This is a genomic window from Paenibacillus sp. UMB4589-SE434, assembly GCF_030226685.1.
GTDB lineage: Bacteria > Bacillota > Bacilli > Paenibacillales > Paenibacillaceae > Paenibacillus_B.
In genome coordinates this window covers 84,844-110,069 of record NZ_JASOYK010000008.1, presented here as the reverse complement: position 1 = coordinate 110,069, position 25,226 = coordinate 84,844, and the positions used below count along the sequence as shown (strand labels likewise).

At 44.4% G+C, this 25,226-nt stretch carries 29 protein-coding genes and 2 pseudogenes; 18 read left to right on the top strand and 13 right to left on the bottom strand.

Going from position 1 to position 25,226, the window contains the following annotated elements:
• Positions 1-90 precede the first annotated feature (90 nt).
• The 3 genes from QP775_RS21860 to QP775_RS21850 all read left to right on the top strand — a co-directional run bounded on the left by QP775_RS21860 (position 91) and on the right by QP775_RS21850 (position 2,367).
• Positions 91-1,113 carry a peptidoglycan DD-metalloendopeptidase family protein gene (locus tag QP775_RS21860; protein ID WP_285108967.1) on the top strand — a complete coding sequence of 341 codons (1,023 nt, stop codon included), beginning with the start codon at positions 91-93 and terminating at the stop codon, positions 1,111-1,113.
• A gap of 271 nt (positions 1,114-1,384) precedes the next feature.
• On the top strand, positions 1,385-1,951 hold the full coding sequence (locus QP775_RS21855) for a TetR/AcrR family transcriptional regulator (protein WP_285108966.1): 567 nt from the start codon (positions 1,385-1,387) through the stop codon (positions 1,949-1,951).
• On the top strand, positions 1,948-2,367 hold the full coding sequence (locus QP775_RS21850; protein WP_285108965.1) for a DUF3995 domain-containing protein: 420 nt from the start codon (positions 1,948-1,950) through the stop codon (positions 2,365-2,367). Before QP775_RS21855 ends, QP775_RS21850 begins: the two co-directional genes overlap by 4 nt.
• A 131-nt stretch (positions 2,368-2,498) precedes the next feature.
• Here QP775_RS21850 and QP775_RS21845 read toward each other — a convergent pair whose 3' ends face one another.
• A complete protein-coding gene (locus QP775_RS21845; protein WP_239329616.1) occupies positions 2,499-2,915 on the bottom strand; it encodes an Lrp/AsnC family transcriptional regulator in 417 nt (138 codons plus the stop codon).
• Between the two features lie 121 nt (positions 2,916-3,036).
• On the opposite strand from QP775_RS21845, the gene QP775_RS21840 reads away from it, so the two are divergent.
• From QP775_RS21840 to QP775_RS21815, 6 genes are all read left to right on the top strand, one after another.
• Positions 3,037-3,795: an MBL fold metallo-hydrolase gene (locus QP775_RS21840; protein WP_285108964.1), complete on the top strand. Its 759-nt coding sequence runs from the start codon at positions 3,037-3,039 to the stop codon at positions 3,793-3,795.
• 172 nt (positions 3,796-3,967) lie between these two features.
• Positions 3,968-4,204, top strand: coding sequence for a DUF6953 family protein (locus QP775_RS21835; RefSeq protein WP_285108963.1), 237 nt, complete (start codon positions 3,968-3,970; stop codon positions 4,202-4,204).
• A gap of 54 nt (positions 4,205-4,258) precedes the next feature.
• Positions 4,259-4,900 (top strand): ribonuclease H, encoded by a 642-nt coding sequence (gene rnhA, locus QP775_RS21830; RefSeq protein WP_239329610.1) that lies wholly within the window; start codon positions 4,259-4,261, stop codon positions 4,898-4,900.
• 230 nt (positions 4,901-5,130) lie between these two features.
• Positions 5,131-6,129, top strand: coding sequence for an RNA polymerase sigma factor RpoD (gene rpoD / locus QP775_RS21825; protein WP_481857272.1), 999 nt, complete (start codon positions 5,131-5,133; stop codon positions 6,127-6,129).
• A 27-nt stretch (positions 6,130-6,156) separates the two neighbouring features.
• The gene (locus tag QP775_RS21820) at positions 6,157-6,366 is read left to right on the top strand and encodes a hypothetical protein (protein ID WP_239329608.1); all 210 of its coding nucleotides are present in this window, start codon (positions 6,157-6,159) and stop codon (positions 6,364-6,366) included.
• Between the two features lie 291 nt (positions 6,367-6,657).
• Positions 6,658-10,140 carry a copper amine oxidase N-terminal domain-containing protein gene (locus QP775_RS21815; RefSeq protein WP_285108961.1) on the top strand — a complete coding sequence of 1,161 codons (3,483 nt, stop codon included), beginning with the start codon at positions 6,658-6,660 and terminating at the stop codon, positions 10,138-10,140.
• 173 nt (positions 10,141-10,313) lie between these two features.
• Here the strand turns inward: QP775_RS21815 and QP775_RS21810 are convergent, their stop codons facing one another.
• Positions 10,314-11,273: a carbohydrate deacetylase gene (locus QP775_RS21810; protein WP_285108960.1), complete on the bottom strand. Its 960-nt coding sequence runs from the start codon at positions 11,271-11,273 to the stop codon at positions 10,314-10,316.
• A 279-nt stretch (positions 11,274-11,552) separates the two neighbouring features.
• On the opposite strand from QP775_RS21810, the gene QP775_RS21805 reads away from it, so the two are divergent.
• Positions 11,553-11,765, top strand: coding sequence for a cold-shock protein (locus tag QP775_RS21805; protein ID WP_028547162.1), 213 nt, complete (start codon positions 11,553-11,555; stop codon positions 11,763-11,765).
• A 174-nt stretch (positions 11,766-11,939) separates the two neighbouring features.
• On the opposite strand, the pseudogene QP775_RS25910 reads toward QP775_RS21805, so the two are convergent.
• The 3 genes and pseudogenes from QP775_RS25910 to dhaS all read right to left on the bottom strand — a co-directional run.
• Positions 11,940-12,034, bottom strand: a pseudogene (locus tag QP775_RS25910) (oleate hydratase); the annotation flags it as partial.
• Positions 12,025-12,150, bottom strand: a complete 126-nt coding sequence (locus tag QP775_RS21800; protein WP_275444651.1) for a hypothetical protein — start codon at positions 12,148-12,150, stop codon at positions 12,025-12,027. The gene QP775_RS21800 and the pseudogene QP775_RS25910, both read right to left, overlap by 10 nt.
• 262 nt (positions 12,151-12,412) lie before the next feature.
• Complete coding sequence (gene dhaS, locus QP775_RS21795) at positions 12,413-12,988, bottom strand: dihydroxyacetone kinase transcriptional activator DhaS (protein ID WP_285108959.1); 576 nt, start codon at positions 12,986-12,988, stop codon at positions 12,413-12,415.
• Between dhaS and QP775_RS21790 the strand changes: the two genes are divergently transcribed.
• The gene (locus tag QP775_RS21790) at positions 12,970-13,113 is read left to right on the top strand and encodes a hypothetical protein (protein ID WP_285108958.1); all 144 of its coding nucleotides are present in this window, start codon (positions 12,970-12,972) and stop codon (positions 13,111-13,113) included. The genes dhaS and QP775_RS21790 overlap by 19 nt on opposite strands.
• A gap of 38 nt (positions 13,114-13,151) precedes the next feature.
• On the opposite strand, the gene QP775_RS21785 is transcribed toward QP775_RS21790, so the two are convergent.
• Positions 13,152-13,415 carry a hypothetical protein gene (locus QP775_RS21785; protein ID WP_239329600.1) on the bottom strand — a complete coding sequence of 88 codons (264 nt, stop codon included), beginning with the start codon at positions 13,413-13,415 and terminating at the stop codon, positions 13,152-13,154.
• A gap of 271 nt (positions 13,416-13,686) precedes the next feature.
• Between QP775_RS21785 and QP775_RS21780 the strand changes: the two genes are divergently transcribed.
• Complete coding sequence (locus QP775_RS21780; RefSeq protein ID WP_285108957.1) at positions 13,687-14,928, top strand: DUF445 domain-containing protein; 1,242 nt, start codon at positions 13,687-13,689, stop codon at positions 14,926-14,928.
• Between the two features lie 177 nt (positions 14,929-15,105).
• Here QP775_RS21780 and QP775_RS21775 read toward each other — a convergent pair whose 3' ends face one another.
• Positions 15,106-15,651: a cupin domain-containing protein gene (locus QP775_RS21775; RefSeq protein ID WP_239329597.1), complete on the bottom strand. Its 546-nt coding sequence runs from the start codon at positions 15,649-15,651 to the stop codon at positions 15,106-15,108.
• 241 nt (positions 15,652-15,892) lie between these two features.
• On the opposite strand from QP775_RS21775, the gene QP775_RS21770 reads away from it, so the two are divergent.
• A complete protein-coding gene (locus QP775_RS21770; RefSeq protein WP_285108956.1) occupies positions 15,893-16,297 on the top strand; it encodes a DoxX family protein in 405 nt (134 codons plus the stop codon).
• 87 nt (positions 16,298-16,384) lie between these two features.
• Complete coding sequence (locus QP775_RS21765) at positions 16,385-17,155, top strand: DODA-type extradiol aromatic ring-opening family dioxygenase (protein WP_239329593.1); 771 nt, start codon at positions 16,385-16,387, stop codon at positions 17,153-17,155.
• Between the two features lie 206 nt (positions 17,156-17,361).
• On the opposite strand, the gene QP775_RS21760 is transcribed toward QP775_RS21765, so the two are convergent.
• Positions 17,362-18,141, bottom strand: coding sequence for an alpha/beta fold hydrolase (locus tag QP775_RS21760; RefSeq protein ID WP_239329591.1), 780 nt, complete (start codon positions 18,139-18,141; stop codon positions 17,362-17,364).
• A 160-nt stretch (positions 18,142-18,301) separates the two neighbouring features.
• Entirely contained in the window at positions 18,302-19,123 is an 822-nt protein-coding gene (locus tag QP775_RS21755; protein ID WP_285108955.1) for a hypothetical protein, read from the bottom strand.
• Positions 19,124-19,498: 375 nt separating this feature from the next.
• On the opposite strand from QP775_RS21755, the gene QP775_RS21750 reads away from it, so the two are divergent.
• The 3 genes from QP775_RS21750 to QP775_RS21740 all read left to right on the top strand — a co-directional run bounded on the left by QP775_RS21750 (position 19,499) and on the right by QP775_RS21740 (position 21,023).
• On the top strand, positions 19,499-19,675 hold the full coding sequence (locus QP775_RS21750; RefSeq protein WP_239329587.1) for a hypothetical protein: 177 nt from the start codon (positions 19,499-19,501) through the stop codon (positions 19,673-19,675).
• Positions 19,675-20,541: a metallophosphoesterase gene (locus QP775_RS21745; protein ID WP_285108954.1), complete on the top strand. Its 867-nt coding sequence runs from the start codon at positions 19,675-19,677 to the stop codon at positions 20,539-20,541. Before QP775_RS21750 ends, QP775_RS21745 begins: the two co-directional genes overlap by 1 nt.
• A gap of 80 nt (positions 20,542-20,621) precedes the next feature.
• On the top strand, positions 20,622-21,023 hold the full coding sequence (locus QP775_RS21740; protein WP_285108953.1) for a YflT domain-containing protein: 402 nt from the start codon (positions 20,622-20,624) through the stop codon (positions 21,021-21,023).
• Positions 21,024-21,114: 91 nt separating this feature from the next.
• On the opposite strand, the gene QP775_RS21735 is transcribed toward QP775_RS21740, so the two are convergent.
• Positions 21,115-22,194: a S8/S53 family peptidase gene (locus tag QP775_RS21735; protein ID WP_285108952.1), complete on the bottom strand. Its 1,080-nt coding sequence runs from the start codon at positions 22,192-22,194 to the stop codon at positions 21,115-21,117.
• 461 nt (positions 22,195-22,655) lie between these two features.
• Positions 22,656-23,015, bottom strand: a pseudogene (locus tag QP775_RS25805) (radical SAM protein); the annotation flags it as partial.
• 26 nt (positions 23,016-23,041) lie between these two features.
• Between QP775_RS25805 and QP775_RS21730 the strand changes: the two are divergent.
• Positions 23,042-23,320, top strand: coding sequence for a hypothetical protein (locus tag QP775_RS21730; RefSeq protein ID WP_285108951.1), 279 nt, complete (start codon positions 23,042-23,044; stop codon positions 23,318-23,320).
• Positions 23,321-23,668: 348 nt separating this feature from the next.
• Here the strand turns inward: QP775_RS21730 and QP775_RS21725 are convergent, their stop codons facing one another.
• Together QP775_RS21725 and QP775_RS21720 are read right to left on the bottom strand one after the other, a co-directional pair.
• Positions 23,669-24,106 (bottom strand): carboxymuconolactone decarboxylase family protein, encoded by a 438-nt coding sequence (locus tag QP775_RS21725; RefSeq protein WP_285108950.1) that lies wholly within the window; start codon positions 24,104-24,106, stop codon positions 23,669-23,671.
• A gap of 127 nt (positions 24,107-24,233) precedes the next feature.
• Complete coding sequence (locus QP775_RS21720; protein WP_285108949.1) at positions 24,234-25,124, bottom strand: RNA polymerase sigma-70 factor; 891 nt, start codon at positions 25,122-25,124, stop codon at positions 24,234-24,236.
• Positions 25,125-25,226 lie beyond the last annotated feature (102 nt).

Here is a 25,226-nt window from a genome sequence, read left to right as displayed (position 1 = left end):
GAATTAAGGTTCCGTTAAACTTCCGTTTCATACCCGATAAACTACGTCGTCTACACTCCTTATATAGACATAAAAGGAGTGATGGATTGTATGAATAATCGAACAATGAAACGGAATATCGTTCTCTTAAGTTTGATTTGTGCCTTATCTGCCGGCTCAATGACAGTTTTTGCAGGAGCGTCCAACACTACGAATTCCGGCTCACCAGCAAAAGCGTCTACACAACAAAATAAAGCCGTACCAAGCAAACCAGCTTTATTTACACCCGACCAACTGCCAAAGCTGCTGCTGCAAGAGAAATACGAGCGTATTTATAAACAACTTAGCGCGGCATTAAAAAAACAGATTCCGTTAAATGAGTTTAAGAAAGTTGGTATCCCGTTCCATAAAGGCGCTGGATCTTACAAACTGTCTTCTAAGTTGCCAGTGAACGGTCTCCAAAGATATGCGTGGGTGAGCAGCAAAGGTGATAAAGGTGTAGAGGCTATCTTTGACAGCAAGCACACCATTCACAGTATTTTGTTTAAGCCGTTACAAAAATATCCGCAGACTGATGCTAAGCGTACAAAAACGAAGTTCCAACTGCCCTTCCATGGCAATTGGTTCACCTTTTGGGGCGGAACGAATGCTTTGGTTAACTATCATTACGAACATGAAACGCAGCGCTATGCCTATGACATTGTGATGGAGAAGAATGGGTACAGCTATAAGGGCGATGTTTCGAAAAATGAAAGTTATTATGCTTTTGGCCAACCGATTTTAGCTGCTGCTGGAGGTAAAGTTGTGGCGGTTGTAAATGATATAGCGGACAATGTGCCTGTAGGTGTAATGAACAGTGCACAGCCTGCTGGCAATCATGTGATCATTGATCATGGCAACGGAGAATTCAGCTTCTACGCACATCTACAAAAAGGTTCAGCGCTTGTGCAGGTGGGGGACGTCGTGAAGGCCGGTGATGATCTTGGAAAATGCGGGAACTCAGGCAATTCCAGCGAAGCGCACCTTCATTTCCAAGTGTCGGACGGAGCTGATCTGTTTACCTCCAAATCAATCCGTGTCCAGTGGAAAGACGCAGATGATTACGTGCAAGGAACAACGATAAAAGCACCTTAAGCGACATGTAATTCGCAGGGATTTTCTATAATTTAATACATCTGATGAGATTCAGAGCGCTCTATAGAAGAGCAGAAGAACCTTCTGACCCACAAATTTTGTGGAATAGGAGGTTCTTTTTTATGAGCATAAAGTGTTTGCACAGCTTAATCGTGATTGCCATCCATCATCAAGTCGTATTCGTACACATGTCTTGAAAATGACATCCCGCAGAGATATAATGGAAATAAATGATATGTACGGTGACGTACAGAAAAGGAATGGCTCAGATATGCCTAAGATAGTTGTGACAAAAGAGGAATGGATTGAGAAAGGAATTGGTAATTTCGCGGTAGGGGGAGCCGATGCTTTGTTGATTGAGAAGATGGCCAGAGAGTTGGGATGCAGCAAAAGCAGCTTCTACTGGTACTTTGGTGATCGAGAGCAGTTTATCAGGTGTCTCGTTGATGAGTGGGTACGTCGAGCCACCTATGAGGTCATGCAGTGTAGTCTAATGGAGCAGAGTGTGGATGCTCGAATTAAAGTACTGTTGACGTCGATGTTTTCAACCCATACAGGGAAGGATTTTGTCTACTATTTGCGGAGAATGGGACAAGAGAATTTTCAATATCGTGACTTGTTGGAAAAGGTTGAGAACGATCGAATAGACTTTATGACTTCTCTGTTAGTGGAACATGGCTTTCCACAGGAAAAGGCATTTTCGCTGGCGACGGTGATCTACCATTTTTACTTGGGGTGGTATGAGCGTAATAAGTATCTTGGGCCTACTGCGAATGCGGATCAGCTAACTGCATTATTGTGGGAGTACGTGATTCAGGCAGAAGGAGGGATTGAATGATTGCGGTACTATCATTAACTGTTAGTTGTGTGCTGCTGGGATTGAGTGTCCTGCACGTATATTGGATGTTGGGCGGGCGATGGGGGATCGAGGCAGTGATCCCGGTTCGAGGAAATAAACGATTATTTACGCCAGGTAAGATAGGTACGTTAGGGGTAGCAGCCATGCTTGCTTTTGCTGCTGCTATTATAATGGGTATCGGTGGATTAACGGAGCCTCTGCTGCCTGGCTGGGTGTATCAGTGGGGCGGTTGGGTAATATTTGGGGTGTTCCTGCTGCGAGCGATCGGAGAGTTCCGTTGGGTAGGATTTTTCAAGACAGAGAAAGGAACGCTGTTTGCCAGGTGGGATACCAGGGTCTTCTCGCCGTTATGCTTCCTGCTGGCTGCTGCGGTGCTTACTGTGTTAATTATCTGATAAGGTGCTCTATGAAATGTGCGCTAGTGCTATCATCTCACCATAGAAATAGGTATCAAAGCAGCAGAGCCCGCAGATCCTTTCTAACGGGCTTCCGTCATCAAGATGTATCAAGAGGGGGGACCCTGCTCCTATATACTTTGATTGATCACGATCGACAGCTTATAATTGACGAATCGATTTAACGCAACTAAGAAATGATCCAAATCTTCGTTGGAGGCGAACCTGCACTCCAGCATGTAGCAGCCTTCGCCGCTAATTTTATAGTTGGCAATCACATGGGGTGACTGCGCGGCAATAAAGGATAAGTAGGGACGATGATCAAACTCTTTTGTATAGATATTAATAAAGGTGTGGACCGGATAACCGGTTTTAATTTCATCAAGCTGCACGGTATATTGTTTAATAATGCCTTCTTCCTCTAGCTTTGATACTCGATTTGCGGTCGCCTGCCCAGTCATATGAATCTTCTGCCCCAGCTCTTTCATGGAAATGCGGCTATTCAGTTTAAGCTCCTTCAAGATTTGTTTGTCTGTATGATCCAGCATTCATCACAACCTCTTTCATTAATCAAGTGCTGCATATCGTATTCTTGATCCTATCTATGTCCAAATAGGCTGCTTACATTTTATCCTATAGAAGGAGACAGATAAAGGAGGAGATCAGATTATGAACATTACCCAAATTCGCAATGCGACGCTGCGGGTCCAATTTGGAGGCGTTGAATTTCTTATAGATCCTTTTCTAGCGGAAAAAGGAGCCTATCCTTCATTTCCGAACACGCCAAATGCAGATAAACACAATCCTCTCGTTGAACTGCCAGTGGCAGCGGAGGAGATCGTGAAAGCTGACGTGACGATAGTTACGTACCTACATCTAGATCATTTTGACGATGCTGCTAAAAGACTTTTGCCAAAGCAAATGCGTATTCTTGCGCAATCTGAGCAGGATGCAGCATCAATCAGAGCCGATGGCTTCCAGCAAGTAGAGGCAGTAGGTGAGAGTACTTATGTGGGTGACGTCCGGATTCAACTTACGAATGGACAGCATGGTACCGGTGAGATTGGACAGCTTATGGGGAAAGTATCAGGCTTGGTGCTGACACATCCTAATGAGCATACGTTATATATAGCGGGGGATACGATCTGGTGCAATGACGTAGAGACGGCGATACAGGAGCATCAGCCGGGAGTTATCGTGGTAAACGGCGGAGCCGCGCAGTTTCTGCAAGGTGATCCAATACTGATGACCAAGGAAGATATTCATCGCACGCATCAGGCGGCTCCTGAAGCTCTGATGGTCGTATCTCATATGGAATCGGTCAATCATTGTCTGCTAGCTAGAACAGAATTAAGAAGCTTTCTCCAAGAGAAAGGGCTGACATCATACATTCGCGTACCGGAAGATGGAGAGAGCTTATCATTTTAAGACGTAATTTGTTGGCCATAATGCCTACTCGTATATGGAAGCTGTCGAGAATTTCTCGACAGCTATTTGTATGTTAAAGAGTTATCCTCAATTCAAGAATATGAATTATGGCGCTGCTCCATTATAATGGATGGATACATGCTAGCAAGTGAAGGACAAGGAGTGGAGCCTGATGGAGATTACAGCGCAGCAGGTAGCAGAGTGGATGGTAGCCGAAATTGAATTCAAAGGTATTGCTCATCAAGCTGATGTCATAGATTACGTGAGAACCCACTTCGGTGAATCATTTGTATTTGTAAATGAAAATGGAAATGCTTCGCTTGAAAAGGAAGTTAAGAAGGCATTCCGCAAATTGCATCGCGGACGAGTCGCCTGGGATAGGGATGGCTTCTTCTGGGCATGGACGTGACAACAGCCATTGAAGTGCCAGCATCGTCTGAATAAGCAAGGAGGTGGCAATGAGATGACAGCTCAAAAGTACTATGTCGTCTGGGCTGGCAATCAACCGGGGATCTACACGAGTTGGCCAGAATGCAAATCGCAGGTAGACAATTACAAAGATGCGAAGTACAAGTCTTACCCGTCGAAAGCGGAGGCAGAGAAGGCATATCGTGAAGGCTGGACCAAGCATTGGGGAAAGAAAGCGGCTGGCGGATCGAAGCAGGTACAGACAAAGACTGCAGCAGCAGTTCAGACGGAAATTGATTATGACAGTATTTCGGTTGATGTGGGAACCAAGGGCAACCCGGGACCGATAGAATACAGAGGTGTCCATACGCAGACAGGTGAAGTCTTGTTTGCTCGAGGTCCGATTCCGAATGGCACTAACAATTTGGGCGAATTTCTGGCTATTGTACATTCTCTAGCTTATCTGAAGCAGAAGGGAAGCACTCAGACTGTATATAGCGACTCTCGAACAGCACTAAAGTGGGTCAGGGAAAAGAAGGTCGCTACCACGCTTGAACGGAACGAATCGACGAGGGAAGTGTGGGATCTAGTAGACCGGGCGGTGCAGTGGCTGCAGAAGAATACTTATGACAATAAGCTGCTTAAATGGGAGACGCAGGTTTGGGGTGAAATTAAGGCCGACTACGGGCGGAAATAACCTAAATCTTGCAAGCACGCAATAAACCCCCGGCAAGAGTTGTCGGGGGTTATAATCTGTAAAATCGGGCCATGCTATTAAGTGAAAATGGAAATCATTTATGGTGTTCAAGTGTTGAATTGATATAAGGTTTATGTTATTATAATGTGTACTCAAATTTTATTTATTTTAATTAACTTTTAATATAACATGAATTATTGACTATGTCAATAATCAAAGCCTAGTCGTGAATAAGCAGCAACTTAAGAATACATGTAAATGCAGATGCAGATGTGGATGTTCAGGGGGGCGAAGGATTGGCTAACGATGAGCGTAATGAATTAGAGAGAAGTCTGGCCAGTGCAAAGGAAGAGGTGCATACTCAATCCGATGTAGAAATGGACCTGCTGCCGCCAGGCATGAAGATTGATGACTCCGTACGTATGTATCTGAAGGAGATCGGTCGAGTCGGCCTGTTGAGTGCGGAAGAGGAAGTGAACTTGGCCAAGCGAATTGCAGATGGGGATGAAGAAGCCAAGCGTATATTGGCGGAAGCGAACTTGCGATTGGTTGTTAGTATTGCCAGACGCTATGCAGGACGTGGCATGCAGCTCCTGGATCTCATTCAGGAGGGAAACATGGGTCTGATCAAGGCAGTAGATAAGTTTGACTACACGAAGGGGTTTAAGTTTAGTACCTATGCTACTTGGTGGATCAGACAAGCTATTACGCGTGCTATTGCAGACCAGGCTAGAACGATCCGTATTCCTGTTCATATGATTGAGACCATCAATAAGTTGGCGCGTGTCTCAAGACAGATGGTACAGGAGCTGGGACGTGAGCCAGAGGTGGAGGAAATTGCCAAGGAAATGGAGTTGAGTGTAGAGAAGGTTCGGGAAATTATGAAGATTTCCCAAGATCCAATCTCGCTTGAGACCCCGATCGGGGAAGAAAATGACTCCAAGCTTGGTGACTTTATTGAGGATCAAGATGCGCTTGCTCCTGTAGATTCCGCGGCATATGAGTTCCTGAAGGAGCAGTTAGGCGACGTGTTGGATACACTTACAGAGCGGGAAGAGAATGTACTGCGTCTCCGCTTTGGGCTGGAAGATGGCCGTACACGCACACTAGAAGAGGTGGGCAAAGTATTTGGGGTAACTCGTGAGCGTATTCGTCAGATAGAAGCGAAGGCACTGCGGAAGCTAAGGCACCCAAGCCGCAGTAAACGTCTAAAGGACTATATGGAATAAGGAGTCGATCATACGGAAGGTGGATTCATGATTCGCTGTTTGAAGTGTGGAGCAGAGCTTGAGGTGGTCCCTGGTCGACGCAACTATCGTAGTGAGGGTATCGTTTTTGGAACCGATAATTATGGTTCGGATCAAATGTCGTGTGAATGCGGGAACGCTATGGAAGAGCACAGTCGATTCGAGCATGATAGCGGTGAAGGGGAATTTATCGTCGAATGGCGAGACATTACCAAATAGGTTACAAAATATAAGAAGAGCTGCCGCAAGGTCATTTTGGCTTTGCAGGCAGTTTTTTTGCGTTAGAGAAGCAAGGTTTTAATTGTGATAATGGTTAAATATATATTTAAAGTAATTATATAGTTATAAATTAAGCATAAAAGATGGTCTTATTTCATTAATTATCCATATTGTCACGAAAAGTTCAAAAAAATTTGTAAAAAGATAAAACTATTTCCTCTAAACAGGAGTCAATATTATACAGGTATTTTTCATGCCGCCCTGCAGAGGGTATTTTGAGGAGGTAGAATAGTGAAGAAGATCGTTACGATGCTTGTTGCATTTGGGATGTTATTCTCTGTGGTAAATCTGCCAGCAGTGCAAGCCGCGCCCACGATAAAGATTTATTTAAACGGTTCTAGACTTGCGACTGATGTTGCCCCCATTATGGTGAAGAATCGAACGCTTCTGCCGTTAAAAACCGTATTTGAGGCCTTAAATGCTTCGATTTCCTGGAATCAGTCTACGAAGACCGTCACAGCTTCCAGAAACGGAAATGAAATGGTTCTCAAGATAGGCTCCAAAACAGCGAAGTTGAACAATCGTAATATTACGTTGGATGTTCCGGCACAAGTCGTTAAAGGGAGAACGTTAGTTCCTGTACGCTTTGCCAGTGAAGCGATGGGAGAGAAGATTGACTGGAATGAGAGAACGTCCAGCGTTTACATTACCACTTCATCCTCCAACGAAGGCAACAACGGTAACGAACCAACGGATAATGGCAATTATAACGAATTCACACCTGTAACGAATGTGACTGCTGAGTTAACTGGCAATAGGGGTGACGCCAGTGATATTACGGTCAGCTTTAAGAAAGCTTCGAATGAATCGAGTGTCAGCCAATATCGTGTTATGGCTGTAAAGTCAGATCGAGCAAATAGCTTTGATCTGTCTAAAGCAAGAACGGTCTCGTCGAGTAATTATATGACCATTTATAAAGATGGGAAGGATCAGCGTGTATCCATTACTACCGGTAAACGGGACGTTGATGGGGATGTAATCAAGGATAACCAAGCGTACGTAATGTATATCCTTACGGTCGGCAAAAATAATGAGTATGGGTTGTCCTATCAGATCCCAGCCATAACGATTGGTTCTAATTCTTCCGTGCTGCCAGTTAGCAGCTTGCAAGTGGCAGATGTGAACGAGTATGGGGATGGAAGAGACTTATCGGTTACATTCACCAGACCGCAGTATGATGACAATATTAACAGTTACCGCATTATGGTAGTGAAGTCATCTGAGGTATATCGCTTCGATCTTAATACGGCGAATGCCGTAAGCAGTCAGAATTATACGACCGTATATAAGAATAGCGGTACGTTAACTACAACGTTAAATAGTTCATCTAGAGACACTTCGGGTGAGCTGATCCGTAATGGCGTATCGTATACGATCTATGCGCTATCCATAAGCAATAACACAAGCACTTGGGCGAATAAGCTAAGTACGGGATCATCCATTACGTTGGGTAGCTCGATTGGTGCACCAGTTATTACTAAGGTTGAGGATATAAATAATTATGGTGACGGTCGCGACGTACAAGTTAGTTTCAACCGTTCAGCTGATGAGTCCAAAATTAGTGGATATCGGGTATTCGCGGTGAAGTATAGAGACGCAGCTAGCTTTAACCTTGCAGAAGCAAATAAAGTATCATATGGCAGATACCATGATGTGTCGAAGACGGGATATTCCAGCATTACCGCAGCATTGTCTTCATCCGCACGTGATATATATGGTTCTTCCATTCAAAATAATGAAAGCTACCAACTGTTTGTCATGAGTTTGTCTAAAGATAATAGTTCATATAACATGTTGTCTGCGCCTTCACAAGTACTGACCTTAACGAACAATTCGAATACGAACGCGCCAAGTTACGTAACAGCTCGTGATGTGAGTGATTATAATGATGGTCGCGACATGCAAGTGAGCTTTAACCGTTCTGCAGATGAATCCAACATCAGCCATTACCGTGTGATGGTTGCGAAGTCTGGATATGCAGATCGATTCAACTTAGCCGAAGCAAATAGTGTAAAAAGCGCCAATTATACGACTGTTAACAAGACTGGAAGTGGGCTAAGTATAAACCTGTCTGCAAGTGCGCGAGACGTGGACGGCTCCCTCATCCAGAATGGTGTAAGCTACCGTGTATTTGTGCTCGCTATAGGCAATAACAGCAACAATGCTGCATTGTCTACATCTTCTGAAGTAATTACATTATCAGGAAACTCAACATTATATGCGCCAACAAACGTCACAGCATTGGATATTGCTGATTACAATGATGGCCGGGATATGATGGTGTTGTTTAATCGGGCGTCTGATGAATCAAATGTGAATCATTACCGCATCATGGTGGTGAAGTCGGGAAATGCAAGCCGATTTAATTTAAGTGATGCTAATGATGTAAGAAGCTCTAACTATACTGTCGTAAATAAAACGGGCAGTAACCTGAGCGTTAACCTGACTGCCAGTACTCGAGATGTAGACGGTACAACCATTAAAAACGGTGTGAGCTATCGAATATTTGCGCTTGCTGTAGGCAACAGCAGCTACTCTAATGCATTATCTTACGGCTCGGATATGATTACGCTTGGCGGAGGTTCGGCTGGATATGGTTCTGCTGCGACCAATGTATCTGCCATTGATGTAGCCGATTATAATGATGGCCGCGATATGACGGTGTTGTTTAACCGTGCGACGGATGAGTCCCTGATTAGCCATTATCGTATTATGGTTGTGAAATCATCAAATGCCAGCTGGTTTAATGTGGCTGAAGCAGCCAAGGTCAACGGTTCCAACTATGTTCCAGTGGGCAAGACGGGCAGCAATCTTAATATGAACTTGCCAGCCAGTGCCAGAGATGTAGACGGTGCGCCAATTAAGAGTGGTGTTTCCTATCGCATATTTGTATTCTCGGCTGGATTTGACAATTACTCTGGTAATGCGCTGTCTGCAGCTTCGCCGGATATGATGTTGTCCAATCATTCAAGTGTGACTGCAGTTACAAATGTGGTTGCAAGACCGATCAGTGCCAACGGTACAGCTAGAGATATTGAGGTTAATTTCTTGACCCCTGCTAGTGAAGCTAACGTGGCTGAGTATCGAATTTTTATCGTTCGTTCGGATCAAGCGAATTCCTTTACTTTAAACACAGCAAATCAAATTTACGAGTGGGGATACACTCGTGTAGCTAAACAAGGCAATTATGCGTTTGCCAGACAGCAGTTGTCGGATAATACGCGAGATATTACAGGAAACGTGATTACAGCAGGTGTGGCGTACAAAGCATTTGTACTTACGATATCGGACAATCGATCGAATCCAGTCAACGCGCTTTCTGCGGCTTCGGCTGAGATTGCCTTGTTGAATCAGAATGGGCCTGCTGCTGTGTCGAATGTGTTAGCTGTGAATGATTGGAACGGCGCAAGCTTTAAGGCTTACTTTGACAGAACGTCCAGCAACAACAATGTTTCCTATTACAAGGTTATGGTCGTGCCTACTTACATGACAGCGAGCTTTAACCTGGATGCTGCCAACAGAGCCCCTTACGGCTTTAAAATTGTAGGTACTACTGGCGATACGTTTGTAACGTTCTCCACATCGGATCTGGATGTAACAGGTAACGCCATCCGAAACGGCATCGCATACAAAGTATATGTATTATCGGTTGGCGATGGCCGCGGTTCTAACGTTAGTGGTTTGTCCGCCCCATCCAACGAAATTGTACTCTAATGCCAGCAGTGTGTCCTGTGTAAGGTGAGATCCTATATAAGTGCGGGGCACAAATCAATGAAAGACCGGTATCTCATCTGGGGGAGATACCGGTCTTTTGGTTTTCAGGCAGAGCTGAGTTGACCCGAAACCCTAAGTTGTTGTGTGAAGTAAGTTTTGCTGCTTTTGCAGTGCTATTTTTGTTTCCTAGGGTATATATATTTATAGAACGGATAAAGGAACGATCTCGGCCTGCGCTTCTTTTGGGTTGATTGGGTAGAGCGGACTGTTCGCCCATATTTGCGGGTATGTTTTTTCTTCTTTTTTTTGAAAACAAGCTTCTTTGAAATAGGTTTTCGTCTTTTATTTGTTAGAAACTTTTGTTCAAAGAGCACAGGGGGGGATAATTGGTGAGGTTGCGGAAGTTGGTTAAAATGAATGCGGTGGACAGGATGTTGTTTGAGCGCAATAAGCAACTGCGGATCCGTGAATACTCTTAGCTCTGCTTCTCGCGTATCAAGACGATCAGCTTCTGAGATTGCTGGTCTGTAGGCATATCCCGGATGACACATAATCTCTGTCGTGCCATCTGGCAGTGCTTCTATGTGAGCAAGCAAACGCTGGAGACCCCCTGGGTCATCATACGTATCCATAATGAGATAATCAGTACCCTTTGGGCGCGGGACAAGATGGAGTGCTAATGGATTCAAACGTATTGGGATATCGCTACGCTGTGAACAGGTGGACAGAACGCTGTAGACTGCGGGAGCTTCCAGATGTGTATGATGGTGGGTGTCGATGTGAGAAGGGTGAATACCGCTTGAAACCAGCTTGTCGAGTTGATATTGCAATTCCGTCTCTAGTTCAGACTGTATCCATGAATGCAGCTGGCCGTTAAACAGACCATCAGAACCTATCAGAGATGGGATAAGGTGAGGCGGTGACAATGGCTTTCCTGATACAATGTTAAAATGTAAACCAACACCTAACCTTGGACACTGGCGGGCAAGCCGAACAGCATGCTGAAAAGCAGGCATATTGACCATAATAGAGGTGCTTGATACAGTTCCGAAGCGATGACAGTGTATGATGCCTTCATTGATTCGTTCTGACATTCCGAAGTCATCTGCGTTCAGAATAACATATTTAGCCAATGAAATCTCTCCTCTGCATGTCTTGGATATTGTATGCAGGATAGGAGATCAGGATAGGTACATCTGACTAAGAACGGTTATCAATTATTGTGCAATTCCACCGATTACAAAACAAAAGCAAAACAAGAAAATTTTTCATTCAGATTTAGATAAAATAGTGCTATAATGGTTATATTGAGATTAGCAGAAGGCCAACGCATAGTCACAGTGCCCCGAACGAGCGTTTGGGGTATTTATTTTTTACCGTTTACAATTCTATGAGAGAAAGAGGGACGGTTCATGTACAATTCACGGAAGAAGCCACAGGACGATATTCCTGAAGAAATAACACCTATTTGGTCTTGCACAAGCGAGAGCTGTAATGGCTGGATGAGGGATAACTTTTCTTTTTCAACTGAACCAAGCTGCCCGCAGTGTCAGTCTCCGATGGTTAAGGGCGAGAAGAAGCTAGCCGTGCTTGTTAACACAAGTCCCCGTCAGACCAAAAAATAATTTGTAACGTATGAAGGAACAGGGAGCACCTAACAGTCTGAGAAGACTTATAGGTTGCTCCCTGCTTTTATATGTTCTGGTTTACATTATCGGAAAGAGGCTAGAAAGCCGCTTAATAAGGTTCTGATATCCTATTGATATTAATTAATTGGTGTGATGGCCATTGTTAAAGCCAAGAAGTGTATACACCGCTATGCGTGCAGCTCTCACTGAATATTCCTCGGCAAATACAACGTCGTCGGTATTTCACAAAATTGTTCTACAAACGCGAGATACCAGCAATTGACGCAATTCCGCCACCTACAAAATATACCTGTTTGTTACCGTATTTATCGCTCATAACAGTCGCTGCCAATGGTGTGTTCTCACTGTGTTGCTTAGACATCTCAAATATAATCCAATTGGCTGGTTTGAGATATCATCAATGAACGGGGATTGTATGATTTCTAGTCAACTTGTGGATATTGTATAGAAGATATACATAATGATTGCCTATGTAGGATGTGGTTTTAACCGGTACAGCGGAGAGATCAACATTGTCCTACTGGGAGACTAGCAAGGTATTTATACCAGCATTAATACAAATGATAAACAATAAAGAGTGCCTGAATAGGCCGGTAAAAGAGTCGGAGGAGGCCTAGCAGCTGCTAATGGCGTCTATTCTCATATCGATGGAGGGCGGTAACGAAATTGCCTTCCACTAGCTCACTTAATTTGGCGATGATGACTGCCGGATCTTCCTTCATGCCCTGCTCTAACCATTGAATGACTAGGCCAGTAAAGGCGAGTGTATAAAAGTTGGATATAAAATGTTTGTCGTCGTCCTTGACGGACATATTGGAGGATACTTCATTGATAACGTCCATCATTAATTCTGAAGTCACGCTGTATAGATAAGTATCGAGATGGGGACGGGCTAAGGAGTCGAGCGTACTGGAGCAGAAGGCTTTGTTGCGTGTAATGTAGTCAAATATTTTCTGGAGTCCACTGGTCCATGTTGTATAACTACGGTACTGGGCGATACTTTCTACGGCTTCCGTCTTGTAGATCCAACCTAGCAGCTCGTAAACGTCCTGAAAATGATAATAAAAAGTTTGCCGATTTAAGCCGCAATTATTCGTGATATGCTGAACGGTAATTTTGCTGAGAGGGGCATGGATCATCATATCTTTTAATGAAGAAGCAAGCGCTTTCTTGGTTAGCAATGAGCTTGAACTTGACATGGAATCACCCGCTTATGGAAGATGTACAGCCAGATCTTGTCTTTTATTATAACCGAGAAGCCGTAAGCTTCTCAAATCACAGCTATGGTGTAATGGGGGCTGTTCACCATCTGGACATCCGGTGATGAACAGCCTTAAATTAGTCTGCATTTACAGCTCGCTGTTATAGGTCGATAGCGATATGAGGCTTGCTGTAATGACTGGTTCCCCCGCCTCCAACGAGTACTTTCCCCCCTTTGTTAAAGAGGAGCAGCTTTTGTAAACCACCCTGAAGAGTAACCGTGATGCTGGCATCGTCATCGATTGCGGTGTAGATCACATATCCACTATCCGCTATAGTCGTTCTCCATTTATGATCAAATTCCGACCTGAGGACTCGATTGGAATAGACTTGATTCTCCAACTTTCCTTTCTGTTTGTTGTTCATTGCTCATTCCCCCTATCTTGTCCACTTTTGTGGTTTCTACATTTTATGAGGGAGAGAGTAATTTGGCGTAGATGATTATCGAATGGGGAGTCTATTTTTGACACTATCTTGCTTTTCGACTGGACAGATGTACAGCTCAAGCAGGAAGTTGTTCACTCATATGTCTGTTCTTTGATGTCTCCTTTGCTTTTGTATGCGGATAGGGTTAAACTTCATAGTGAAATAAATGAAGGCATATGTGGATATATGTACATAAGCAAAAGGAGGAGCTATGAACTCCAAATATTTAGCCGTTATATCGCTAGTTGTGATGGCTGCTGGCTTCGTAATAACGCTGTTGCTGCCACAGCATGTAGCAGTAGTGCTCCTGCAAGGTGGATTTGAAGCGGGGCTCGTTGGCGGCATTGCCGATTGGTTTGCTGTGACGGCGTTATTTCGGCACCCGATGGGTATTCCGATTCCCCATACGTCTTTGTTGCTTAAGAACAAAGCACGCATCGTACAGTCGCTCGTTGCGGCGATGGAGACAGAGCTGTTAAACAAGGAAAGCATTGAAAAGAAACTGCGAGGCATGAATCTAATTCAACGAGGCGCTTCCGCGTTGACTAAAGTGCTGGGCAAGAGAAGAGTGCGCAGAAAGGTGTTGGAGTGGCTTATCCAGCTGGTTCACCGAATACCGTTGGAGAAGCTTGTCCCAAGTATTCAATCTGGTCTGATCGCATACGTTAAGAAGATAGACCTGAAGGATTCTGCCGAGAAGTTAGCCGCTAAAATTATGGAGGCAGGATACGACGAGAAGGCGCTCGATTATGTGCTGCTTGAAGCAACGACATGGGTCAATCGTCGTGAGACCAAGCTCATGTTAAGCAAGCTGGCTGGTGAAAAGCTGTCCGAGGTAAAGATGGGGGGCTTTATGGGGTTTGCCTTTCAGGCAGTTGCCGGCTTTATGGATGACGACAAGCTTGGGGGGATGCTGCAAAATATGATCGTATCCAGCCTGCAAGATTTGCAGCGTCCTGATAATGCGTATCGGGAGACGATTGTACGGGAAATCAGAGTACAGATGTTCCAGTTAGCGAGTAATGAGGCTTACATGGAGCAGGCGAAGACATGGCTTGTAACCCAATTGCAGCAGGAACAGTTCGAGGAAGCTCTGTTAGCACGGCTGCAGGAGGTTCGTGATATGCTTGTGAATCGCTTGGAGCAGGAACAGGAAGCTGCGGGGCGTCTTGTATTGGTAACATACCGCAAGGTAGTTCGCAATCTGGAGCGTGATCCAGATTGGATTGCTGCATTAGAGGCTAAAGTTACGTCGGCTATTGTGAGTGCGGTCGGAGCTAATCATTATCGGCTCGGTCAACTCGTTAAAGAAAATATTGATCAAATGGATGACGCATCATTAGTTGCGATGCTGGAAGAGAAAATCGGCAAAGACCTGCAATGGATTCGAGTAAACGGGGCTTTATGCGGATTTATAATTGGTATTGTGCTTGCGCTTATTCATTTATTGTAATATCCATAGTAAAAGACAGAGAAACCAATGAAGCCGTCTAAGCTTTAAAGCCGCAAAAGTCGCTATAAGAGCGGCCTTTGCGGCATCCATTTTTCCTAGATTATGCAAACTTGATTATCATTACTGATGTTTAGATACGCTGTCTCATGTGCGCACACGGTTCCTGGTACGGGACAATTATTTAACATCATCCAGATGGATCTCTTTATATACCGAGATAAGTACAACCGCAGGAACATCACCGATATTTGTTACCGTATGCGGTACGCTTGCATTCCAACTGAAGGAGTCTCCCTGCTCAAGTATTTCGCGGTCCTCTGCCTGCTCGATCAATATTTTGCCGCTGACAACGACGTGGCATTCTTCCCCTATATGTGTATTGGCTCCTGTAGTTCCGCCAGGGGGCATTTCACAAATCATCATCCGCATGTCTCGTCTATCGCAAAGCAGTTCTACTTTAAGGTTATCTATGCCTGGCATTGTTGTTTGCACGCGATCTGCTTTACGTACCACCTGCATCCGCTGTGTTTGATGGAGCAGAAGGTAAGGAAGCGGTACCTTCAAGCTATTAGCAATGCTCTCCAGTGTTGCAATTGAAGGGGAGGTGCGGTTATTTTCAACATTGCTGATGAATCCTTTAGATAATCCCGTACACTCGCAGAGTTGGGGTATTGTCATTTTTCTTTGCTTGCGTATAGCTCGAATTGTAGCTCCGATGTTCATTGTATGGCCCCCATAGAAGTATAGTTCCAAGAATATTAGTTTCATAATAACAAAAAAATAAGCTTGACGGAATATGAATCTTCATGATAACTTATAGTTCATAAATAACAAAAAGTTATTTCTATTAGAATACTTTTGAATAGGAGGAGGGTTGAGAGTGATGTTGTAGCTTGTTAGTATCCAAGAGTATTTTAATATGAATAAAGTATTACAATATAACAACTAATGAGGAGAAGTGAACATGAAAATAAATGAGATTATGGTTACATTGATGCGTGTGGTGTTGGGGATTATTATGATGGCTCATGGTATTACAAAGTTCCAGATGGGGCTGGACAATGTATCTGGCTGGTTCGCAAGTATTGGCATCCCTGGGTTCCTCGGCTATTTTGTAGCAGCGTTAGAACTCGTAGGCGGTATATTGTTAATTGTCGGCCTGTTTACCCGTTATGTGTCGGTGTTGTTTGCCTTTATGTTAATCGGTGCCACAATTTCGGTTAAGCTGCCAGGTGGATTGTTGGGAGATGGTCAGGGAGCCGGTTACGAATTAGATTTGGCACTGTTGGTCATTTCGTTGTATTTTGCAGGAGCGACTGTACGTGGGTTCGGCCTTGATCAATTGTTGTTCCGCAAGAAAGAACAATAAGGAAATAGCGGATTCGATGTACTAACAACAAGTGGGCCCCGTAGGGCCTCTTGTTGTATAAAGGCAGTTTCGATAGGAGGGTTAAATATGATTCCATCTTTGTTTATCGCACACGGCGCTCCTTCGTTAGCTTTGGAGAAGCACGATTACACTACTTTCTTGAACGACCTTGGTTTAAGTATGCCTAAGCCACGGGCCGTCGTCTTATTTACAGCTCACTGGGAAAGTTCGGAGCAGTTGGTGTCCGGTGCTTCGACTTATGAAACTATTTATGATTTTGGTGGTTTCCAGCGAGAATTGTACGAGGTCAAGTACCCAGCTCCTGGTCATCCATCATTAGCTGATGAGATTAGAGGAGTATTCGAAGCTGCGGGTATCCCTGCAAGTATTGATTCTACACGTGGTCTTGATCATGGTGCCTGGGTAGTGCTGCATCTGATGTATCCGGCGGCTGATATTCCTGTTATTGCTCTATCCGTTAACAGACACCTTGCTAATGAGGAGCAGTACCGGATAGGGAAGACACTGGCAGCACTGCGCGAACAGCAGATATTGGTTATTGGCAGCGGCGGCACAGTGCATAATCTGAGACGTGTAAACTGGGAAGCTGCAGCACACGATGAGTGGGCGCTTGAATTCGATCAATGGCTTGAAGATAAGCTGACAAGCTGGGATACTGAAGCATTATTTCAATATGAGAAGTTAGCACCATATGCTGAGGCAGCAGTGCCGACCCCCGAACACTTTATTCCACTGCTGTTAGCCATGGGCGCTGGAGATACCAAGAGACAAGCAACAAAATTGTTCCGCAATTATCAATATGGTAATTTGAGCTTGTCTTGTTGGAAGTTTGATTGAGGCGGTAATCGATTATATGTACTATAAGGTAGTTACAATAAGTGTCGGGATATATATCCCGACACTTATTGTATGAATTGAACCGCTTACTAATAGGTATTGTCCTTCTATACATCTATTGGCCGTCATACTTCGCCAATTAGGCGTGTATGACGGTTTTCGGTTGTTACTAGTATGGCAAGGACCTATACGATATTACTAGTTAACTATTGATGAATAACTTGGTCAATCCATCTACGTATGGTCTTATTTACTTCACCAGCAGCTTTGGTTGGCAGTTGATGCTGTTCCTCCTGAAAGATCACGAGCTTGGTATCAGGTAAGCCTTGTTGAAGTTTGCTGCGATATTTATTAAAATTCGTATCCTTTGCTCCATAGAGCAGCAATACAGGGGCCGTGATATGACGGAGTTGCTCTGTACAATTGTAGTTCAAGCTGCATTGATAATATTGATGAATGTTGTCTCGGTGTCCCTGCTTGGCATCTTGAAGCAATTGTCTGAATGTTAGCTTGTTGTCCGCGTTGCCCCATGAAATGGCCCACCGTAATAAATGCAGCAACGGCCGCCAACGAGAAAGGCTGATGGCCAGTCGAATTCGACTACGCAGCTTCATATCAGTAGCCTCAGACATGGCGCTGATCAGAATGCCGCCATAGAATCGGCTCGGATGTGTAAGCATTGCTTCTAATGCAATAGATCCTCCAGTAGAGTATCCGCATACAAATGCTCTTTCAATGCCCAACTTGTCCATAAGTTGATGAATATCTTCTACGATCAATGGATAGGTAATCGATGCATCAGAATGAGCGCTTTTGCCATGACCACGGATGTCAAACGTAATGATCCAGTAATCGTCAGACAGATCGATCTGCTGATATCGGAAATTAGCATTGGTCAGCAGCGGAGGGTGAATAAAAATAATCGGTATGCCTTCGCCAAATGTCTGGACATGAAGCATCGTTCCGTTAATAGATTGAATAGGCAACAGATATCCCTCCGGTAGTCCATGTTATGTGGCTATGATGACCTGAAAGCTGCATCCCCATGCATAACAATCACTCAACTTAAACGGAAAGACGACTAATAAGCATTGTATCCAGTAGAATGGATTCAGAAAAGCTTGCTTTAATCATGCTGCTATGATGTTAGGCACTTGGCTTTAATTGTGAATGAGCTTTTAAAATGACGTTTGCAATATCTTTCTGCAACGACATGATGTGCTGCTTCTGTTCCACGATCTGACGAGAGTGCGAGACGATTGGTGTTAAGGCATCGATGCAGGCTTTGGCATCGGCTGCTTTGACCGCTTGCCTGAACGGCTTGAGAACTGAAGGAGCCAACTTGTTAAGGGAGACGACAGTCTGTCGTGAGGATGTAATCTTGGCTCGCAGAGCAACTGCATCGGATAATGTGGTGCGTACTCGCTTCATCGCTTGAGCTGCACTTTGCTTGGCCTTCGTATAAGCTAGCTCACACATGCGAATATCCTCTCTAGCAAGTTGAACAGTTACCTTAACGATATCCGCCTGAACCCGCAATGCAGCTGCGAACTCCGTCTGCTTTAGCTTGCGAGCCACAGTAATCTGCTGCTGGAGAGAAGTGTAGTAGGCTTGCAGCGGCTTGTGACGGCTGCGAGCATCTTGAACACGCTTCTCTAGCTGATGTAATTGATTCGTGTCTATGCTCTTAATTTGCTTACGCACAGCTGCTTCGTTCTGGCTGTTGCGAGCATGTTGGGCCGCAATGTCTGTGTCCAGCTGACGTTCTTGTCCCTGTTGGGTGACAAGTGAATTGTGAGCTGATTGCAGCCGCGAAGCATACGCAGGAGGTGCTGCCGAAAGGATCTTATTAAATGCAGCTTGTGTGGTGTCTGACCATACGACGGAAATCGCCGCAGCTGACAAAGGGAAGCTCATACTAATAAGCAAAAGCAACAACATAAATATCAATCTTTTCATAATCTTCATAGTCTCCCTCCTAAGATACATACGTTAATCTCATCCAAGCCTCAACAAAGGAAACCCGGTTGCAGTAATGCAAAAAAGCACCTGCAAGAAAGGTCTGCATAGACCTGTCTTACGGGTGCTTCCATCGTAAGGGTTATAAGTGTTTGGATTTATACCACCAATATACTTGATGCTTAATTCCCAGTCAAGTACTGTTCCAGCCATATTTTTTCGTCCTAGGATAAGTAATGGGATAACAAAAGAACATCCATTGTCTATAAGACAATTTGCAAGCAAGAACTGCCGCTTGTCATATTGGCGTAACATGAATCTCTTATAATCAGGGATGAGACGGTGCAGTTGGCCGTTAACTAGATCAGACAGGATGAGATTTTCATGAACGCCAAAATGCCAAAACTGCTGTTTATTGTTCTGCTGGCCCTTGTCGCAAGTTTGCTTGTGGCTGGCTACCATCAAAAACGCAGTGTATCTTTCCCTTCCGCTAAAATCAGCCACGCTTTTTTATCTATAGACAAATTAACTGTTATAAATGCACAGGGACGAAGTAAATGATGAAGCAGTTAAAACAGGCAGTGAGATGGGGAACAACTGCAATCGGAGTCTTAGTGATGTTAGGAATAAGTGCTTATATATACAGTTCGATGGTAGAACCGAATATGCTGATCGTAACCGAGCATGTTGTTGAGTCTGAGCAGCTGCCGACCAGCTTTGACGGGACGACTATTGTGCAATTCAGTGATACACATGTGGGAGTAGATTATTCATTAGATCAGCTGCAGGATCTGGTAAGCACTATAAATCAACACCGCCCTGATATTGTCGTGTTTAATGGTGATTTGTTTGATAATTACAACCTTTATGGAGCTGGCGCAAACAGAGTATTTGAAGTATTGGCCGGAATCCAATCAACTATTGGCAAGTATGCTGTATATGGCAATCATGATCGAGGTGGTGGAGCCAACAAGATGTATAAAGAAGGGATGGAGAACGCAGGATTTACCGTTTTGGTTAATGAGGTTCGGCAGCTCGCGCTTCCTAATGGGCAATCGATTGCGATTGCAGGACTCGATGATTTTATGCTGGGTGATCCTGACGTAACGGGTACGCTGTCTCAAATCAAAGCTGATCAGTTTAACTTAGTAATTGTACACGAGCCTGATGTGGCAGACCGCTTTACTGCTTATCCCATCAATATGCAGTTGTCTGGACATAGTCATGGTGGTCAAGTGCGTTTCCCATTGTTAGGGTCATTTATTACGACACCGCTCGGAGAAAAGTATGTTCAAGGCATGTATCGGATTCAGGGGCATCTCCGCGAATCTGCTCTATATGTCAATAGGGGCATTGGCACAACAAGGGCTAAGTTTCGTTTGTGGTGTGCACCTGAGCTGTCTGTATTTACTCTTAAGAAATCTTAATGTTTATATGATGAGAGGTGCGGTTAAATAAAAATAACCAATTGGATAGCAATTGGAAAATGCCGAAGGAGGAATTAGAGATGGTTAATCACACAATGACAAATACAAAAGTATTTACGGTTGAAAATGCTATTCAGGCAGAACGTCGGATACAAGAACTGGTCAGAGAAGGATATAACAAAGATAATCTCTATGTTCTGGCACACGACAACGATCGAACAGAGCGAGTAGCTGAGCAGACGAATGCGTCTAAGATCGGCGTTGCTGAGGAAGGCATACTAACTACCATCGGAAATCTGTTTCGCTCTCATGGAGATACGCTGCGTGCGAAAATGCGATCCATGGGTGTATCGAAACAGTACGCTGATATATTGGAAAGTGAGTTGGACAAGGGCAAAATCGTGATTTTGGCTTGGAATGGAGTTAGCTATGAAGGAGACCGCTACGACTCAGAGGTCACTTATTTCCCGCCCTATTTATAAGAAATAGAGCCCTTATCTGAATAGAATAAAAGGACGTCGCAGCGTTTAAGCAGCGGCGTCCTTTTACTGCGAATTGCCAGGGAGTGAAATATTATTCTTCATGCGAATAGCATGGACTAGCTCCGTCAATCAGATCAAGCAATGTGTATATGGAATAAAAGTGATGTAGTGAGATAGCGTTAAAATTAAGTTTAATGCTGAATTTCTGTTCAATAGCCTTTAAAATACGGACACACATGTCCGGTTTAAGTCCAATTTGAGGATGCAGTAAGGAATGATCGCATAGGTTCGGCAGCAATTCTCGAGATAGTTGTAAATGATCGGAGAGTAATTGAATCATTTCACTAAGCAAATAATCGTTATAACAACAACCGCATGGAGGAGCTATGTTTTCATTATGAGGGATGCACGTGACATGCTGGCTCTCGACCCATTCTGTACGTGCTGCTAGATCCTGAAGTAGTTTCATCAGTGTCCGGTTTGATACATGCGGATCTGTTTTAACAATCTTAGTGACGATACCGCAAAATAAAGCTGCAGCTTTGCGGTGTCCGCCGAACATAACATAATGTCCTTCTGCATTTGGAACAAGTGTTGGAGTTGCGTCAGCTACAACTTTAAAGGGAGAACACGGGTTATACCAATATTCATAAGTCCTTTTCATAGAGCTGCCACAGACGCCGATCACCGAGCTGGAAATTGCGGGAGAAAAGCTGACTGTACAGTCATCGAAAGGATAGATCAATATTTTTCCTTGCCTTGCAAGCGTTTCGCACACCTCTTTTAAGTCCCGTTCATAGCATCGATCGGTTGTCATGCAGTTTGTATATATAATACGGACATCAGTATGACTCATTTCTTCTAAAGCTTTCAGCAGCAAGCTTGAGCTGCTATCCGTTGGCATATGTGCTAGCTTAGCGATATGCATATTCAGATTGGGTACGACTTGGCGAATAATTTGCGCGGAGTGTATTCCAGATTCGCGGTTTTCTGGATTGCCACTGCTCAACGGATGTTCTGGTTCATTTTTGTTAGCACAGACATCGTATGTGGTGCATGTCGACAATTTGGCATTTATGGGACTGGCCTCGTTGTCAATTAAAGTGATTAACGAATCATCGCGCTTCCATCTGACGTTCAAGCTATCACCCAATTCCTGATATGGATTCACACAGATATGGAAATGCCGTTATGAATGAAGTCAGTTACAGTCGATACACTCTATTTATATTTGTGTTTAAAAGCAGCTGGAAGATGAAGGCCTCACTGTCAATGCAGATCGCTGAGAGGGGTTGGGTCACAGTCGGGATTGATCGGTAGACAGCAAGAGGATGTGGTCCCATCGTGGTTAATGACAATCATGTTGCGGGCGCAGTGGCACTTGTAGGGCTCGGTTATGTCAGCAAAGTGTTCGGATTCTGTAATTTGCATTTGAGTGCAAGGTTGTAGAGGGTACGGAGAGTATGATCTGAGAAAGGCCCTACCCCTGCCTGTTGGAATAAAATATTTAACTATGGGACATGTTCCTAGACGGTGGTTCAGGTCATAAAACGCGTCTTCCAGATGACGGTTATGTTCCATAAGTACCATTGAAAGGGAGATGTGACAGCTGCCGCAGCTTTGGAGAAGTGTTACACTTTCCATCACTTTCTCGAATACGCCAGGTCCGCGAATTTGTTGGCAGGATTCATTATCTACTCCATCTAGACTGATGTGAACGCTTTCAATATAGGAGCATAGACGATTCACATTTTCTTTCGTAATCAGTGTAGCATTTGTGGATAAATGGATACCCCCTTCAAAATGGCTGTGCATGTAATGCAAAATAGTAAAAAAATCGGGTCTCAACATGGGCTCTCCGCCCGTAAAGGTGACGGTATCGGGTGCTAAAGCTATGATCTTGTCCAATAGTTGAAGTACTTCTAGGGTGGATAGCGTATGGGATGTTGGGTGGGTGGATGGAGTAAATTTGGCATTGCAGCAGCAATGGATACAATGCAGATTACACTTGTTAGTGAGTGCGAAGTGGACATGCTGTAGTGGATGGGGCAGTTCAGGCAGGGGGCGTAGGCACGTTATGCATGGTATATGCGGAATTCCGTCATGCAGCCGTGTGCAGAGCTTACGGTTTGCTTCATTATGCAGATGATGGGGAGGCTGACGCGGGCTCTTCATATGCACTGTACCTGTCCCCAACATATACAAGGATGGAGGCGTTAGCTTCATTCCTTCTCCAGCCAGCAGCTTGCAGGGGACATCTGGTACTTCTTGATTCGGGATGCTGCAATTCGATATAAACATATAGGACTCGTCATAGGACATGTCGACACCTCCATGTTTCATAGTTAGTTACAATGGCATTATATACCTTTTAAATTTGAAGCAATGTGATATTTGTTACATTTTTTTCTTGCCGGCGTGCCCTTTATGTATTAATTGTAAATCTACATCTGGAAGCAGCCTATAGAACCCACTCTAATGGATGGAGACAGGAAAGTGTAACTATACCATTAATACGGAACAGAACCTCCAACACCGGGGTAGCGGAGTTGAAGGTTCTGTTGTTGTGTGGAGACTCGAGTTAATAAAGAAATGGTTTGGAAAAGTCCATCATATATTTTCCGTTCCTGCATGTAGAAGTTCGGTTATTCCGGCATCATCCCTGTTGTAATAGCGATGCGGTTCCACCCGTTAATGGTGATTGCTGCCATAATTAGAGCGGCTAGCTGATCGGTTGTGAAGTATTTGGCGGCTTCGTTGTACACATCATCTTGTACATGGTGTTCACTGATCCGTGTAATCGACTCAACCAATGCTAATAGGCTCTGTTCTTGCGGAGTGAAGTAGGGTGTATCGCGCCAAGCAGACAGCGTGTACAACCGCTGCTCTGTTTCGCCAAGACGACGCGCATCTTTTGTATGCATATCAAGGCAGAAGGCGCAGCCATTAATTTGGGAGCTGCGTATCTTCACCAGCTCTAACAATTTCTTGTCGATACCGGATGCTTGGACCGCCTGCTCTAAACCTAACATGGCTTGATATCCCGCAGGGAATACTTCATTTAGCTTCATTCTTCTTGTCATTGTGATGACCTCCATTAGTGAGTGTGATCCAGCCTAAAAATAGGCGCTCACTAATGAAGACAAAATGGAACTTAAAAATGTGACATCCGGGAGCAAATAAAAAGTTTCGAAACCTCATTCAGCAGTTCTATCCATTATTCCATTTCACGTGACAGAGCTTTTCTGGATTCTTCACGACATAGATGCGCTCTGCTTTCCGAAGCTCAAGGTCGAATTGGAACGTCACAACTGCCGCCAGTCCTTGATTTTTTATAATAACCGTTCCTGTTCGGCCGTTAATGCTTGCACTCAAATGGGCCGAACCGAAGAAACCCTTAGGCCATACCCCTTCCATGAAAGCCAAAATACGCTGTCTGCCGAGAATGGGGAAGATCGCAGAGCGTACGATGCCGCCTCCGTCTGTATAAAGCACTGCATCATCTGTTAGCAGCTCGATAAACTCGTGGAAATCGCCACTTGCGGATGCTGCGATAAAGCTAGCCGATAATTGGGCTGCCAGCTCAGAACCAACAGGTGTAACCCCTATGTCAGCATGCAGCTTTTGCTGCACACGGCTGTATATTTTACGGCAGTTAACGGGTGTCTTGTGAACTAGGTTTGCCACCTCTTGATAGTCGTAGCCGAGGGTATCGCGTAATATAAAGACGGCTCTCTCCAGCGGAGTGAGCTGCTCCATCAGTACAAGCAGCGCATAAGATACTTCTTCGTGCAATACGGCTGATTCCTCAGGCTGCTGGTCAATATTTGTCACTTCTGGCTCAGGCAGCCAAGGACCAACGTACTGTTCCCGCCGCTTGCGGGCAGAAGTGAGCAGATTGATGCAGCGGTTTGTAACCGATTGAATAAGGTAAGCTTTCTCGTTTCGAATGTACTCTTGATCTGCTTGTGACTGCTGTCGGTAGTAGTCCAGGAAAGTATCCTGAACGATATCTTCCGCCTCCGTAATGGAACCAAGCATCCGGTAGGCAACGGATAATAACAAGGCTCGATATTGTAAGTAAAGGGCATCTAAATTCATAGGTCACCTGCAGTCGTTAGAAAATTTGGCTGTTATTTTACAAGATAAGGAAACAGTGATCTGCCTTAGATTCAGGGACAAGCTATATTTCTTCCCATTAGC

Excerpts from the sequence above, each read along its gene's own strand:
- QP775_RS21770 (WP_285108956.1), top strand. The coding sequence starts at position 15,893 with ATGAAAATAAATGAGATTATGGTTACATTGATGCGTGTGGTGTTGGGG.
- QP775_RS21765 (WP_239329593.1), top strand. The coding sequence starts at position 16,385 with ATGATTCCATCTTTGTTTATCGCACACGGCGCTCCTTCGTTAGCTTTG.
- QP775_RS21840 (WP_285108964.1), top strand. The coding sequence starts at position 3,037 with ATGAACATTACCCAAATTCGCAATGCGACGCTGCGGGTCCAATTTGGA.
- QP775_RS21745 (WP_285108954.1), top strand. The coding sequence starts at position 19,675 with ATGAAGCAGTTAAAACAGGCAGTGAGATGGGGAACAACTGCAATCGGA.
- dhaS (WP_285108959.1), bottom strand. The coding sequence starts at position 12,988 with ATGTCAAGTTCAAGCTCATTGCTAACCAAGAAAGCGCTTGCTTCTTCA.
- QP775_RS21780 (WP_285108957.1), top strand. The coding sequence starts at position 13,687 with ATGAACTCCAAATATTTAGCCGTTATATCGCTAGTTGTGATGGCTGCT.
- QP775_RS21755 (WP_285108955.1), bottom strand. The coding sequence starts at position 19,123 with ATGAAGATTATGAAAAGATTGATATTTATGTTGTTGCTTTTGCTTATT.
- QP775_RS21775 (WP_239329597.1), bottom strand. The coding sequence starts at position 15,651 with ATGAACATCGGAGCTACAATTCGAGCTATACGCAAGCAAAGAAAAATG.
- rnhA (WP_239329610.1), top strand. The coding sequence starts at position 4,259 with ATGACAGCTCAAAAGTACTATGTCGTCTGGGCTGGCAATCAACCGGGG.
- QP775_RS21845 (WP_239329616.1), bottom strand. The coding sequence starts at position 2,915 with ATGCTGGATCATACAGACAAACAAATCTTGAAGGAGCTTAAACTGAAT.
- QP775_RS21750 (WP_239329587.1), top strand. The coding sequence starts at position 19,499 with ATGAACGCCAAAATGCCAAAACTGCTGTTTATTGTTCTGCTGGCCCTT.
- QP775_RS21860 (WP_285108967.1), top strand. The coding sequence starts at position 91 with ATGAATAATCGAACAATGAAACGGAATATCGTTCTCTTAAGTTTGATT.
- QP775_RS21855 (WP_285108966.1), top strand. The coding sequence starts at position 1,385 with ATGCCTAAGATAGTTGTGACAAAAGAGGAATGGATTGAGAAAGGAATT.
- QP775_RS21740 (WP_285108953.1), top strand. The coding sequence starts at position 20,622 with ATGGTTAATCACACAATGACAAATACAAAAGTATTTACGGTTGAAAAT.
- QP775_RS21800 (WP_275444651.1), bottom strand. The coding sequence starts at position 12,150 with ATGTCTAAGCAACACAGTGAGAACACACCATTGGCAGCGACTGTTATG.
- QP775_RS21720 (WP_285108949.1), bottom strand. The coding sequence starts at position 25,124 with ATGAATTTAGATGCCCTTTACTTACAATATCGAGCCTTGTTATTATCC.
- QP775_RS21790 (WP_285108958.1), top strand. The coding sequence starts at position 12,970 with ATGAGCTTGAACTTGACATGGAATCACCCGCTTATGGAAGATGTACAG.
- QP775_RS21785 (WP_239329600.1), bottom strand. The coding sequence starts at position 13,415 with ATGAACAACAAACAGAAAGGAAAGTTGGAGAATCAAGTCTATTCCAAT.
- QP775_RS21805 (WP_028547162.1), top strand. The coding sequence starts at position 11,553 with ATGTACAATTCACGGAAGAAGCCACAGGACGATATTCCTGAAGAAATA.
- QP775_RS21820 (WP_239329608.1), top strand. The coding sequence starts at position 6,157 with ATGATTCGCTGTTTGAAGTGTGGAGCAGAGCTTGAGGTGGTCCCTGGT.
- QP775_RS21850 (WP_285108965.1), top strand. The coding sequence starts at position 1,948 with ATGATTGCGGTACTATCATTAACTGTTAGTTGTGTGCTGCTGGGATTG.
- QP775_RS21725 (WP_285108950.1), bottom strand. The coding sequence starts at position 24,106 with ATGACAAGAAGAATGAAGCTAAATGAAGTATTCCCTGCGGGATATCAA.
- QP775_RS21835 (WP_285108963.1), top strand. The coding sequence starts at position 3,968 with ATGGAGATTACAGCGCAGCAGGTAGCAGAGTGGATGGTAGCCGAAATT.